General features: G+C 60.3%; 14 protein-coding genes and 1 pseudogene. 8 read left to right on the top strand and 7 right to left on the bottom strand.

Features of this window, described 5'->3' with window-relative positions:
* Nucleotides 1–120: 120 nt before the first annotated feature.
* Genes C4Q26_RS25980 through C4Q26_RS25970 form a run of 3 tightly spaced genes read left to right on the top strand, consistent with a single transcriptional unit; the run spans nucleotide 121 to nucleotide 2039 of the window.
* Nucleotides 121–414: a putative quinol monooxygenase gene (locus C4Q26_RS25980; RefSeq protein WP_104883898.1), complete on the top strand. Its 294-nt coding sequence runs from the start codon at nucleotides 121–123 to the stop codon at nucleotides 412–414.
* 10 nt (nucleotides 415–424) lie between these two features.
* The gene (locus tag C4Q26_RS25975) at nucleotides 425–1444 is read left to right on the top strand and encodes a zinc-binding alcohol dehydrogenase family protein (protein ID WP_104883897.1); all 1020 of its coding nucleotides are present in this window, start codon (nucleotides 425–427) and stop codon (nucleotides 1442–1444) included.
* A gap of 19 nt (nucleotides 1445–1463) precedes the next feature.
* A complete protein-coding gene (locus C4Q26_RS25970; RefSeq protein WP_158664922.1) occupies nucleotides 1464–2039 on the top strand; it encodes an SGNH hydrolase domain-containing protein in 576 nt (191 codons plus the stop codon).
* A gap of 94 nt (nucleotides 2040–2133) precedes the next feature.
* Here the strand turns inward: C4Q26_RS25970 and C4Q26_RS25965 are convergent, their stop codons facing one another.
* Nucleotides 2134–3084 carry a GlxA family transcriptional regulator gene (locus C4Q26_RS25965; protein WP_023380594.1) on the bottom strand — a complete coding sequence of 317 codons (951 nt, stop codon included), beginning with the start codon at nucleotides 3082–3084 and terminating at the stop codon, nucleotides 2134–2136.
* A 106-nt stretch (nucleotides 3085–3190) separates the two neighbouring features.
* Between C4Q26_RS25965 and C4Q26_RS25960 the strand changes: the two genes are divergently transcribed.
* On the top strand, nucleotides 3191–3988 hold the full coding sequence (locus tag C4Q26_RS25960; protein WP_023380595.1) for an SDR family oxidoreductase: 798 nt from the start codon (nucleotides 3191–3193) through the stop codon (nucleotides 3986–3988).
* A 21-nt stretch (nucleotides 3989–4009) separates the two neighbouring features.
* Complete coding sequence (locus C4Q26_RS25955) at nucleotides 4010–4774, top strand: SDR family oxidoreductase (RefSeq protein WP_023380597.1); 765 nt, start codon at nucleotides 4010–4012, stop codon at nucleotides 4772–4774.
* Between the two features lie 176 nt (nucleotides 4775–4950).
* Here the strand turns inward: C4Q26_RS25955 and C4Q26_RS28520 are convergent.
* Nucleotides 4951–5096: pseudogene (locus C4Q26_RS28520) on the bottom strand (SDR family oxidoreductase); the annotation flags it as partial.
* Nucleotides 5097–5264: 168 nt separating this feature from the next.
* Between C4Q26_RS28520 and C4Q26_RS25945 the strand changes: the two are divergent.
* Nucleotides 5265–6221: a LysR family transcriptional regulator gene (locus tag C4Q26_RS25945; RefSeq protein ID WP_027906945.1), complete on the top strand. Its 957-nt coding sequence runs from the start codon at nucleotides 5265–5267 to the stop codon at nucleotides 6219–6221.
* A gap of 20 nt (nucleotides 6222–6241) precedes the next feature.
* Here C4Q26_RS25945 and C4Q26_RS25940 read toward each other — a convergent pair whose 3' ends face one another.
* Nucleotides 6242–6703 carry a RidA family protein gene (locus tag C4Q26_RS25940; protein WP_023380599.1) on the bottom strand — a complete coding sequence of 154 codons (462 nt, stop codon included), beginning with the start codon at nucleotides 6701–6703 and terminating at the stop codon, nucleotides 6242–6244.
* A 263-nt stretch (nucleotides 6704–6966) separates the two neighbouring features.
* Here C4Q26_RS25940 and C4Q26_RS25935 point away from each other — a divergent pair, with 263 nt between their 5' ends.
* Complete coding sequence (locus C4Q26_RS25935) at nucleotides 6967–7653, top strand: hydrolase (protein ID WP_023380600.1); 687 nt, start codon at nucleotides 6967–6969, stop codon at nucleotides 7651–7653.
* A gap of 95 nt (nucleotides 7654–7748) precedes the next feature.
* Nucleotides 7749–8132 carry a helix-turn-helix domain-containing protein gene (locus C4Q26_RS25930; RefSeq protein WP_023380601.1) on the top strand — a complete coding sequence of 128 codons (384 nt, stop codon included), beginning with the start codon at nucleotides 7749–7751 and terminating at the stop codon, nucleotides 8130–8132.
* A gap of 91 nt (nucleotides 8133–8223) precedes the next feature.
* Here C4Q26_RS25930 and C4Q26_RS25925 read toward each other — a convergent pair whose 3' ends face one another.
* The 4 genes from C4Q26_RS25925 to C4Q26_RS25910 all read right to left on the bottom strand — a co-directional run bounded on the left by C4Q26_RS25925 (nucleotide 8224) and on the right by C4Q26_RS25910 (nucleotide 13056).
* On the bottom strand, nucleotides 8224–10077 hold the full coding sequence (locus C4Q26_RS25925; protein ID WP_104881763.1) for a DUF1302 domain-containing protein: 1854 nt from the start codon (nucleotides 10075–10077) through the stop codon (nucleotides 8224–8226).
* A 172-nt stretch (nucleotides 10078–10249) separates the two neighbouring features.
* On the bottom strand, nucleotides 10250–11434 hold the full coding sequence (locus C4Q26_RS25920; RefSeq protein ID WP_023380603.1) for an acetyl-CoA C-acyltransferase: 1185 nt from the start codon (nucleotides 11432–11434) through the stop codon (nucleotides 10250–10252).
* A gap of 21 nt (nucleotides 11435–11455) precedes the next feature.
* The gene (locus C4Q26_RS25915; protein WP_023380604.1) at nucleotides 11456–11890 is read right to left on the bottom strand and encodes a thioesterase family protein; all 435 of its coding nucleotides are present in this window, start codon (nucleotides 11888–11890) and stop codon (nucleotides 11456–11458) included.
* 2 nt (nucleotides 11891–11892) lie between these two features.
* Nucleotides 11893–13056: an iron-containing alcohol dehydrogenase gene (locus C4Q26_RS25910; protein ID WP_023380605.1), complete on the bottom strand. Its 1164-nt coding sequence runs from the start codon at nucleotides 13054–13056 to the stop codon at nucleotides 11893–11895.
* Between the last annotated feature and the right edge of the window lie 27 nt (nucleotides 13057–13083).

The following is a 13083-nucleotide window of genomic DNA, read 5'->3' as shown; positions in this document are numbered from 1 at the left end:
TCGAGATCAATATTGATTGTCAGGCCGTCACCTAGAGAGCAGTTTCGGGCCGCACGGCCTCTATTCAGACGTGTCGGTTAGCGAGGTCCCATTTTTTTATGCTTATCGGCCGGAGGTTTGATGAACACCCCTTTAACACTGATTGCCACTTTGGTCGCAAAGGCAGGCTTCGAAGCCGAGCTCGAGCAGACGCTGCGGGCTCTGCAGGGCTCAAGCCGGGGCGAAGTGGACTGTATCCAGTATGACTTGCACCGTGATGCCGAGCAGGTGCGCACTTTCCACATGATCGAGCAGTGGCGGGACGAGGCGGCGCTAAGCGCTCACGAAGCGACAACACATTTTCGAGCAGCGCTCCCGCTCATCGAACGTGCTGCTGAAAAATTTTCGATCACGAAAATGCATCGCATGTCCTGAGGAGCTTCGAATGAAAGCCATTGCACACTTTAAATGTCTGCCTATTGAACATCCCGACGCCTTGGTGGAGATCGATATACCCGAGCCAGTGCCAGGGCCGCGCGACTTGCTCGTAGAGGTAAAGGCCGTGTCGGTCAATCCTGTCGATACCAAGGTACGGCAGGGCTATGTGCCGCATGCGGACGAAAGCCAGCCGCGGATCCTCGGCTGGGACGCTGCCGGGGTGGTCAAGTCGGTCGGCAGCGACGTGACGTTTTTTAAACCCGGTGACAGAGTCTGGTACGCGGGATCACTGATCCGCCCGGGGAGCAACAGTGAGCTGCAACTGGTGGATGAGCGTATCGTCGGTTCAATGCCACAGTCGCTGGAATTCGGCCAAGCTGCGGCATTGCCACTCACTTCCCTGACCGCTTGGGAATTACTCTTTGATCGCCTAGGTATTGCACGGGATCCCACCGACCGAGGAGAAACACTGCTGATCATTGGCGCTGCAGGCGGGGTAGGTTCAATTCTAATTCAACTGGCGCGTCAGCTAACAGGGTTGACGATCATTGGTACGGCTTCGCGCCCTGAAACCCAGGCCTGGGTTACCGAGCTTGGTGCGCATCATGTCATCGACCATACCAAGCCACTTAGTGAAGAACTAAAGCGCATCGGTATAGCGCAGGTCAGCCATGTCGCAAGCCTGACCCAGACCGATAGGCACTACGAACAAATCATCGAGTCACTGAAACCTCAAGGCAAGCTGGGCCTGATAGATGATCCGGCCACGCTTGACGCCGTGCCGCTGAAGCGCAAGAGCCTGTCGTTGCACTGGGAGCTTATGTACACCCGCTCGCTCTACGAAACAGAGGACATGCAGGAGCAGCGCAACATCCTTAACGAAGTTGCGCGGCGGATTGATGCGGGTGACTTGCGCACCACAGTTGGCGAAAACTATGGGCCCATCAGCGCAGAAAATCTTCGTCGTGCCCATGCTCTGCTGGAAAGCGGAAAGGCGAAGGGGAAAGTCGTGCTGGAAGGCTTTTGAGGGAGTTGATTAAAACAGCTTGTCCCCCTGTCCAGTTGCCTTGAACTCGTCCCTCGAACCGGGCGTCCGGCTAGCACCGAACGCCCTAGCCTACGTGATCATCGGCCTGACCTGGGAGACCTACGCCGACAGCAGCGCAGTGGTGTTGTCGATCGATGACCAACGCTCCCAGGCCCTGTCGCGCGAGCGCATGAAAGCCGCCCTGCTCAAGAACCTCGATATCATAGCGCGCTCCGGTGCCAGGCCCGTACTGATCAAGAGCAACATCGTCATGCCCGAAGGCGCCAATGACTGCCTGTACCGCAGCATCAAGCTCAGGGGCACGATCGAGGAGCATCATTGCGCGACGAGTATCGCGCAACCGGAAGAAAACCCCTGGCTTGCGCAGTTGTTCCGGGACGTCAAGCAAGCACATCCGGACTTGCTGATCATCGACCCCAAGGACGTGCAGTGCGTCGATGGCCAGTGCAAGCTGTCGATCGACGGCCTGCCGATCTACCGGGACATCGGGCACATCACCGATTTCGCCTCCACGGCAATGGGCAAGCTGTATTTACAGGCCAAGGGCAATCCCTTTGCCCAATCCAAGCCTTGAACCCCAGGCCGGACAGCCGCTGCATCTGCCTGTCCGGCCGCGAACGGCCAAGCGCTAGAGGCCCGGTTCACTCAAGCCTGGTTAGCTGTCGTCATCAAGCAACAACCACTCGCCGGGCATCCCTTCGTATCGTTTGAGGCGGTACGCCGAGACCGCGAATGAACACCTCGCGCATATGCCGGCGATCCCTGAATCCGGTTTCCTTCGCCACCACGTCCAGGCTGTGTCGGCTCTGCTCTATCATCAAGCGGGCTGCCTCCAGGCGCAAACGTTCCACGGCCTTGGCCGGAGATTGTCCCGTCTCGGCAGTGAATACGCGGGTAAACTGGCGGGGGCTCAAATGCACGGTTTCGGCCAGTTCCTCGACACTCAACGGGCGATTCAGATTCTTGCGCGCGAAATCCAGGGCGCTTTGAATTCGATCTGACTTCGGCGAAAGCGTCAGCAGTTCGGAATGTTGGGACTGCCCACCGGAGCGGCGTTGATGCATCACGAGCTTTCGTGCCACTGATCTGGCCATCTCAGTGCCCAGATCCTTTTCCACCATACCCAGCGCCATATCCAGGGCGGCGGTCATGCCCGCAGACGTCCAGATCTGTCCGTCCACAATGAATATCCGATCTTCTTCGACCTCGATCTTCGGGTGAAGCTCACGCATTTTTTTCGCATAGGCCCAGTGCGTGGTGGCGCGCCGGTTATCCAGTACCCCCGCCTGGGCCAAGACGAAACAGCCGGTACACAGCCCGGCCGTGCGCCGGGCACCGTCGACAAATCCTCGCACGCTGGCCAGCACTTCCTCACTCGGCGGCGTCAACGGGGTCAATGTTCCCGTAACCATCCAGGTGTCAGCCAGGCCAGGTGTTCCTAGTGGGAGCGTATCCATGTACATCCCCAGTGAAGAGCGGACGGTGCCGCCTTCGATGGAAAAATTCTGGATCTTGTAAACGGCTTCGCCCGCGACGATGTTCGCAAACTCGAATACGGCCTGCGTCGCCAACGACATGATCTGGAAGCCTTCGGTGATCAGATAGCCGACCCGGTGCACAGTGGAAGCTCCAATAGGTGATGACCTAAAAACGTATCCTATACGTCGTTTGAGACGAAAGCGATCGACTGCATCATGCGTCCATATCAAACAGCGGAGCACGACCATGACGCAGCAATCAAAAGGCACTGCCCTCATCACCGGCGCCTCCACCGGCATCGGCTCCATCTACGCAGAACGCCTGGCCCGCCGGGGATACGACCTGGTACTGGTCGCCCGTAATCGGGAGCGCCTCAACACCTTGGCAAATCGGCTCACCACCGAAACCCGCCAGAGCGTGGAAGTCTTCCCGGCAGATCTGGCCAACCCGGAAGAACTGGCCAAGGTGGAACACAAATTGCGCGAGGACGCCACCGTCACCTTGCTGGTGAACAACGCTGGGATCGGCACCCACACCAGCCTGCTGGAAAGTGACGTGGAACGGATGGCCGAAATGATCACCCTCAACGTCACCGCCCTCACCCGCCTTACCTATGCCGCTATCCCGGGATTTGTAGCCCGCAATCAAGGCGCCGTGATCAACATCTCGTCCATCGTTAGCCTGGCGCCAGAGCTGCTCAATGGCGTTTACGGCGGCAGCAAGGCGTATGTCACTGCCTTCACGCGGTCTTTGAGCAAGGAGCTCGCGGACAAGGGCATCCAAATTCAGGCGGTGCTGCCAGGGGCGACTGCCACCGACTTCTGGCAAATCGGCGGTTTGCCGGTCGAGCACCTCGACCCGGGGATCGTGATGTCGGCCCAGGATCTGGTGGACGGGGCCCTGCAAGACTTCGACGACCAGGTACTCATCTCCATCCCCTCAATGCACGACCTTCAGGCATTCGAACGCTACGAAGCCAGCCGGCAACACCTGTTCAGCCAGCTGTCGAGCAATCGGCTTGCCCCGCGTTACACCACCAACTGATCGGAAAAAAGGAAACGGATCATGAAACTCAGTGCTAACACCATTTTCATCACCGGTGGAACTTCAGGCATCGGCCGAGCCTTGGCAGAGGCCTTCCATCAGCGCGGCAACAAAGTGATCGTTGCGGGGCGCCGCCAGGCACTGCTGGATGAAATCGCCCAGGCCAACCCAGGCATCGATACCGTGCGCCTGGACATCAACGATCCGCAGCAGATCAAGGCGGTGGCCCAAGAAGTGATCCGCCGCCATCCTTCACTGAACGTGATCATCAACAATGCCGGCGTGATGCCATTCGACAACCCGGCCTCAGGAGACCATGACGACGAACAAGCAGTGAGCCTGCTACAGACCAACCTGTTGGGCCCGGTACGCGTCAGCGCTGCCTTCGTCGAGCACCTCAAGCGACAACCGGATGCCTACATCATCAACAACAGCTCGGTACTGGCCTACCTGCCGCTAGCGGCCACCGCGCTGTATTCGGCGACCAAGGCGGCCATACACTCCTACTCGCTGTCACAGCGATTCAGCCTGCGTGACACCAGCGTCAAAGTGTTGGAAATCGCGCCGCCTTGGGTCGACACCGACCTGATTCACAAGAGCGGTGATGAGCGTGCCATGCCATTGGGTGACTTCATCCAGGAGACCCTGGCCAAGCTCGAATCCGCCACTACAGAGGTCCTGGTGGATCGTGTCGTCCCACTGCGCGCTAATCAGGGCGCGAACGAGCACGAACTGATTCACCAATTCAACCAGTCGCTGGTTGACAACCCGATCCCCGTAGCCTGAACCCAACTCACCGAATCCGCGCCTGGATTCAGGCATGGCTGAACCTGAGCTCAGGGACAACAGTCTGTTCCGGTGAGAGTTTCGTCACGCTAATCGCCGAAGTCTTTTTCAAGTGGGTAGGACGTGCCATTCGCCAGAGCGATGCAGCGCTTGGCACATCCCCATCCATGCTGTTGGATCTGAGCTTGCCTCCCGTCGACAAACAACTCTGCACCATTCACAAAGCTTGAATCATTGCAGGGCAAGAACACCGCCGCGTTGGCGATCTCGATGGCTCAGCACCCTGCCCCCGCGGCACCTGCGATGCGAGGTAGTCGAGCAAACGGGGGTTGATACCCCACAGACACCAGAAGCTCCCCAATATGCCCCATCTCACGTTGGAAGCTTGTGCCATTGAGGCTCCTTCGCGGCTTGGGTTCCCCCCGGCCCTTCTCGTATGATCTGCCCATTCTGTTCTGGAACCAGACACGTGAAGTCGTTACCTGAAAACTTGCCAACTGGCCCACAAGCCGCCAAGGATGCGAAATGGAACGTGGGCGAGGCTGCCAATCAGCTTTCCTGGGATGATCTGCGGATCATCAAAACGCTGAGTGAATGCGGTAATCGCGCTGCCACGGCCAAGAAACTCGGCATCAACGTATCAACCGTCTCGCGTCGGGTTTCCCAGGTGGAAAAAACACTGGGCGTGGCTTTGTTCGATCACCGCAAGTCAGGCTATCTGCTCACCCTCGAAGGCGCGGAATTGCGAGCGCTCGCCGAGCGTGTGGAACTGGACATCGTCAGCGTGACACGGCGAGTATCACGTGCCGGCCAGGGGCCGCTCGGTAAACTGCGCATTACCACCAGCGACTCACTGCTTCTGTACTTTCTCACCCCAATCATCGCGGACTTCAAAGCCCTCAACGAAGGCATCACGATCGAAGTGCTGGTGGGCAACGAATCACTGAGCCTTGCCCGGGATGAATCGGATATCGCCGTTCGGGCGACCAAAAAACCCGCCGAGAGCCTGGTTGGTCGCAAACTGGCCTCGATCGCCTGGGCTCCCTATGGCAGCAGCAATCACATGACGCCTGCTGCGCTCTTCGCTGAAGGCCAGGCTTGGGTTTCCTATTCCGCCGCGCTAAGAGGCTTGAAAGCGACGAGCTACGTCGAAAACAGGGTCGCTGCCGAGTGCATCGCCTTCCGCACCGACTCAGTCGCAGCCGCAAGCGCTGCCATAGCCGCAGGACTGGGCGTGGGTTTTCTGCCCTGCATGCTCGGCGATATCACGCCAGGGTTGGAGCGCATCGGCCCGGTGGTGCCCGAACTTCAGGATGAACTGTGGTTGCTGACTCACCAAGACATCCGCAAATCCTGGCGGGTCAAAGCATTCATGACGTTCTGTGCTGCCGCCGTTGCCAACCAGAAGCCTTTGATCGAGGGTCAACGGGAACTCCCGGTCCTTTAGCCCGAGACCGGGAGTGCCGCTCACTCAGCCCGTGACCCGATCACTGCTTTGCAAGCAATTTCGATCAACTGAGGGCGTTGGGCCAGCCTCGATACGCCGATGATGTTGCTCGCGCATTGCGGCCGCTCGGTGCCGTAGGCAGCCTTTCGTACCTTTCCGACCACTGCGAATGCAGCGTCCATGTCCAACACGTAGAGCGTTTCCTCCACGACATCCTCGAGCGTCGCACCGTACAGGGCGAGTAACTTGGCGATATTGTCGTACGCAGCGCGCATCTGGTCGCCCATCGAAGAGAAATCGCTGGGCTTCCCGTCACGATCCAGGGGGGCAGGCGCGATCAGGCTGCCCTCCTCGTCATGGTTGAACTGGCCAGAGACATAAATGTCGTTTCCTACCCGCCGTGCCTGCGGGTAGCCGTAACTCTTCTCCCATGGCACGCCCCAATAGGCGGTTTGTTTGTTGAGCGGTTGTGAAGCTGTCATCGCATTCTCCTGAGGCGAACCGGATCAGGTGGATCCGCCTTTGCGTACGAATCCTAGCAGGCAGATGAACAAGTCTGTGGCGCATTAGTGCGTTCCTACTGGCGCAAAAATGCGCCACCGCTTCGCGTTGGGTTTGGCTATCTTGTACTCGGACTCAAGCAACGGGCGTCGCCGAGGACATCACCCGATGGCTCAGCGAAGCCTGCCGAACGCGGGCGCCGAGGCTTGTGCGATGACCTTCATCTAGCAGACAGGGAGCAACAATGAACAATCCAAAAACTGAAGTCCTGACCCCGCTCAACAGCCAGCTGATCTTCATCGATCAGCAACCGCAGATGGCTTTTGGCGTACAGAGCATCGATCGTCAAACGCTCAAGAACAACACGGTGGGCCTGGCCAAGGCCGCCAAGATTTTCAATGTTCCCACCATCATCACGACGGTGGAGACTGAAAGCTTCTCTGGGCATACCTACCCCGAGCTGCTTGCTGTCTTCCCCGACGCTCCGCTGCTGGAGCGGACCTCCATGAACTCCTGGGACGACCAGAAGGTGAGAGATGCGCTGAAGAAAAACGGTCGCAACAAGATCATCGTTTCCGGCCTATGGACAGAAGTCTGCAACACCACCTTCGCCCTGTCGGCAATGAACGATGCCGGCTACGAAATCTACATGGTCGCAGATGCCTCTGGTGGCACGACCAAGGAAGCGCACGACTACGCAATGCAACGCATGATTCAGGCGGGTGTGATTCCTGTCACCTGGCAGCAAGTGCTGTTGGAATGGCAGCGCGATTGGAAAAACCGCGACACCTACGACGCCGTCATGGCGCTGGTCAAGGAACACTCCGGCGCCTACGGGATGGGTGTCGACTACGCGTACACCATGGTGCACAAAGCGCCTGAGCGCGTTCAGCATGGGCCTACCCTAGCCCCAGTCGCTGCGCCTGTCTGACCGTCACCAGCCCCTTGCGTCAAGGGGCTGCTCATCGCCCCTGTGAGGGGTACGCCAATCGGTCGTACCCCTCTTCATTGAATAAATGGACTTGTATGAACAGTGACAACTGCACTGTGCTGGCCAGTGTCGCACTGAAAACCACCGGGCGACTTAAACCCTGGCAGGTGACGACCGCGAAGAAGTTGATGCTGGACAATCTGGACACCGGCATATCCGTTACTGAGCTAGCTCAAGCCTGCGCCCTATCGCGCAGCCATTTTACCCGCATGTTCAGGGATACCCTGCAGATGCCCCCGCAGCAGTGGATGCGTGCGCAACGGTTGAAGAAAAGCAAGGAGCTGCTCGGAGGCTCGGGAATGTTGCTGGCCGAAATTGCACTGGAGTGCGGCTTTTGTGACCAGTCCCACTTTTGTCGGACATTTGCCAAGGCCGAAGGCATTTCACCGCTGGCTTGGCAGCGGCAAGCAACGCTTTAGCACCAAGCCGCCGGCCCGCGAGTCGCACAAGTTGCCGATTCGCGGACGCTCTTGGCATCAACGGGTTTTCCATTCCCGACATTGGGCCGTTCTAGAAACTGGCGCCAACACTGAACGCCAGATAATCGCGATCGCCGCGGGTGCCATAGTCACCGTCGATGAAGTCGGTGTAGGCAACGCTTGCCCAGTACTTGTTTGCCAATGTGGCATCCACACCCACGCTGATCGAGCGCGACCCTTCATTGAACGCGGAGCCATCGGTGGGGGAATAGCCCTTGACGTCATGAGCCCAGGCCAGGTTTGGGCGGATGTCCACGCCCTGGAGCAAACTCGGGTAGCTCAAGGTTGCCCGCAGCCGATAACCCCAGGAGAATGGCGTGACGAACCCCTCCCCGTTGCAGTCACCTGGACTTCTTGAAATTTCCAGGCACACGTCGTTGTCCGCAAGCTCGCCATTACCGTAGGCGCCAGAGCGGCCATAGCGCGGGCCGAAACGCCCCTCTAGCCCACCTACATAGGTGGCCCCCACCTCCCCGATCAGCAACAGTTGGTTAGCGCCCATCACCTGGCTGAACGTCTGCAGCGCCGACACCTGGGCTTGGGTCACTTCCTTGCGCCGGTAGCCGTTGAACAAGGTATTGTCGGTCGGCGGTCGCAGTCCATCGGCGTTGAGCGGGCTGCGCCCCGGCGCATTGAGCAACGACTGCAGCAGATCGTTTCCGTTCAGCTGTACCGGCATGTTCGGGCGATAGCTCACCTCGCCTTGCACGGCGGTGCCGTTGCGCAGCGTGGTGGCAAAGGTGATGCCATAGAGGCGAATGTCCTCGGGGTACTGCGCAACGTACTGCGAGGTACCCATACGCAGCGCACCGGCCAGAGTCTGCCCGTTGCTCGACGTCAGGAAGGCCCCGCAGTTGGACAATGGCACGCCGATGCTGCCGCACAAGCGCCTGGCAAAGTCGGTATTGGCGTAATAACGGCTGCTGACCGTGCCCAGGTACGGAGAGCGACTGTGATAGTTGGCCGCGTACAAACCAAACTCGGTATCCATCGGCTCGACATACCAGTGCAGCGAAAAGCCCCACTGACCACCATTGCGCGCAGTCTGGTCGGCGCCACGCGGCACACGCACGCCCTCCTCGGTCAGCGTCACGCCAAAGGGGGCCAGTGCTTGGGTAACCGCTGGGTTGGTGACCATCTGCCCACCGACGTCCAGCCCCTGACAACCTTCTGGCATGAAATCGTTCGCGGCGAAGAAAGTTGCACAGTTATCCAGCCGGGTCTGCTCCCAATCGAGCTGGTAGAAAGCGTCGAATGACACGGCCTGGTTGAGGTTCTGGGTGATATACAGCAGGTTGACCGGCACCAACGCATCCTTTACTTCGGTGCCAGGTCGGCGTAGCGCGGCCTGGTTGAACGGACTGATTACGTTCAGACCACCTTGAATGAACAGGCTTTCGCCCCAGTTCACGACCTGTTTGCCCAGGCGAAGCGAACCGGGCTCACCGTCGATGTCGTAGAGAGCATAGGCAAACGTGTCCAGCAACTCGGCGCCCGCGGTCTTCGTCGAAACCAGACGGTTGTTGTCGTCGATAGCGACCGCGCGCTGTTGGTGATCACGCTGCATTGTGTCGTACCAGTAGCTGCCACGCACGAACAGACCGACGTTATCGTGTCGTAGCTCCAGGTCGTGCGTCCCTTTGAAGATCGCCGAGAAGACATCCCCCGAACGGTAGTTTCGCCGCCCATCGTTGCCATTGGCGTACTGAAGTTGCTGCTTGTCCGGGTTGGCAGTGCTGATGGCTGTAGCGAACGAAAGGGCCGAGTCAAGCCGCCCTTCGAGTGGGCCGACATCGAATTGCAAGGCAGTGGCCGGTGCGGCGAGCAGGCAGCAGAATACCGCCAGCGGCGCTCGGCGCCGGCAGGAAAGGTTGTATACGCTCACTCTTAACCTCTTGTTGTTGTATTCGAGAGTGACAAGACAAGTTCAACGGGGAAAACGCCGGCCGCACTGGCCGGCGGTAGTAGTGGGAAGATTATTAGTGAGGTGGCGCGGCGGTCACAAATAGCGTCTTCGGATCAGTGCCATGCCGGTTCGTTATGGCTGGTGGGCGCGTTCAAAGCACCTCGAACAATCCGGCCGCGCCCATGCCTCCGCCAACGCACATGCTGACCACTACGTAGCGCACGTTGCGCCGGCGGCCTTCGAGCAAGGCATGGCCGACCATGCGAGCACCGCTCATGCCATACGGGTGCCCGATGGCGATGGCGCCGCCGTTGACGTTCAGGCGTGCCGGGTCGATGTCCAACTGCTCGGCGCAATACAGCACCTGGCAGGCGAATGCCTCGTTGAGCTCCCACAGGCCGATGTCTTGCACCCGCAAGCCGTGCCGAGCCAACAGGCGCGGTATCGCCAGTACAGGCCCAATCCCCATTTCCTCCGGTGCCAGGCCGACCACCGCCATCCCTCGGTACAGCCCCAGCGGCCGTTGCCCCAGTCGGGCCGCGCGGTCACCGCTCATGAGCACGCATGCACTGGCGCCGTCGGACAACTGGCTGGCGTTACCGGCAGTCACACAGCCGCCCTCGATCACCGGACGCAGCGCCTGCAAGTCCGCCAATTGCGTGTGGGGCCGGTTGCCTTCGTCCTGGGTCAGATGCACGAGTTGATGAGTCTGGATGCCGGTATCCGGATCCACCAGCTTGCGCTGAGCGGTCACCGCAACGATCTCGTCGGCGAAGAGTCCAGCGTGTTGCGCGGCAGCCGTGCGCTGCTGCGACAGCAAGGCGTAGCGGTCCTGCGCCTCACGGTCGATGCCGTACTTCTGTGCCACACGCTCAGCCGTTTGCAACATGGGCATATAGGCGTGCTCGCACATGCGCCGCACCGTGGCATCTTGCGCAGCGTTGGCAGCCTGCATGTGCGCCTGCTGCACCAGGCTGATCTGCTCTTGCCCTGCCCCGACCACCACCTGCATACCCTCGCTGCGAATCTGCTGGGCGCCGATGGCGATGGCCATCAACCCCGAGGCGCATTGGCGATCGATGGTCTGCCCGGCCACCGACAGCGGCAAGCCGGCCGCCAACGCCGACAGGCGCGCCGGGTTGATCGCGGCAGTGCCGCTTTGCATGGCGGTGCCGAGCACCAGGTCCTCCACCTCTTGCGGTTCTATGCCGGCGCGCTCGACCGCCGCACGGATGGCGATGGCACTCATGCTTGGTGTAGTGAGGTCGTTGAAGGCGCCCCGCCAGGCTTTGGCGATAGGCGTACGCGCCGTGGATACGATGACTGCGTCTTGCATGAAACAGCTCTCCTTGTGCAATTACGCCGGCAGCAAGCGTTCGAACGCGCTGCGCAGTTTGGCGGGAATGGGGACAGGCCGGTGGTCGCGGCGGTCGACGAAAACATGGGTAAAACGACCGGCAGCACAGGCTTGGGGTTGGCCCGCGACGAACACGGCCAGCGCGTACTGCACCGAACTGTTACCCAGCTTGTCGATAGCGATACCCACCTCGATGCGCTGCGGAAACGCAACGGAGGCGTAGTAGTCGCACGCCGAACCGGCCACATAGGCCACAACTGGGTCGCTGTGAACGTCCAGGCCGGCATGCTCGATCAGCCAAGTGTTCACGGCGCTGTCGAAATAGCTGTAGTAGATGACGTTGTTCACATGCCCATACAGGTCATTGTCATGCCAGCGCGTGCTGATCGGCTGGAAGTGACGGTAGGCGCCGCGCAGCGGGCGCTCCCTGGCCATGTTCAGAACGCCGCCTGGTAAAGGGCAAGGGCGTCGGCAAGGGTCACCTTGCGCGGGTTGTTGACCAGCAACCGTTGTTGCTGCATGGCGTCCTCGGCAAGCAGCTGCAGACTGTGCCGCGGTACGCCAACGTCACGCAGCCGGCTGGGCAGGCCGCAGCGCGGCGCAAGTTTCTCCAGTTCATCGATGAACTGGCAGCACAGTTCGTGCGGATCACCCGGCAGCAATCGCTCGCCCAACAGTGCTGGAGCCAACGCCGCGTAGTCGGCGAACGCCTCGCGCCGGTTGTAGCGCATGACGTGAGGCAGTACCAAGGCATTGGCCAGCCCGTGTGGTACGTGATAACGCGCCCCTAGCGGGTAAGCGAGCGCATGCACCGCCGCCACCGGGGCATTGGCGAACGCCTGGCCGGCCAGGCAGGCGCCCAGCAGCATGGCCTGGCGCGCCTGTAGATTGCCGCCGTTGTGCACCGCCTGGTCGAGGTTGCGCGCCAGCAGCGCCAGGGCCTCGCGGGCCAACAGGCTCGACATTGGATTGCGCTTGAACTGGCTGGTAGAGGCTTCGATGGCGTGGACCATCGCGTCGATACCCGTGGCGGCGGTGATCGCCGGTGGCAGGCCCAACGTTCGCTCAGCGTCCAGCAATGCCAGGTCAGGCAGCAACAGCGGCGAAATCACCGCCATCTTCGCCGACTCGCCAGTGGTGATCACGGCGATGGGCGTTACCTCCGAACCGGTACCGGCGGTGGTAGGGACCTGGATCAGGGGCAGACGCTGGCCCTTGGCTTGGTTGATGCCGTAGACCGCTTCCAGGCTTTGCTCGCAGTCAGGGTGCGCCAGCAGCGCAACCAGCTTGGCGACATCCATGGAGCTGCCGCCGCCAAAGCCGACGATCAGCTCGGCCCCGATGTGGCGGGCACGACCGACCGCTGCCAGTACGCAGGCATGACTGGGGTCGGCACTGACTTCACTGAAAATCGCCGCGCTCAGGTTCGCCTGGGTGAAGCCGGGCAACAGGTCATCGAGCATGCCCAGGCTTGTGATGCCCGGGTCGGTCACGATCAACACGCGACGCGCGCCGCGTTGCTGACACAACTGGGCAAGGCGCCCCGCGGCGCCGACTTCGCACAACAGGTGGGGGGTGGTGGCAAAACTGAATGGCTGCATGTCCGAATTCCTTTTGTTCTTGTAGGG

It is taken from the genome of Pseudomonas sp. SWI44 (genome assembly GCF_002947915.1).
Lineage (GTDB): Bacteria > Pseudomonadota > Gammaproteobacteria > Pseudomonadales > Pseudomonadaceae > Aquipseudomonas > Aquipseudomonas taiwanensis.
The sequence above is the reverse complement of the archived record's forward strand: the minus strand, read 5'-3'. Positions and strand labels throughout refer to the sequence as shown.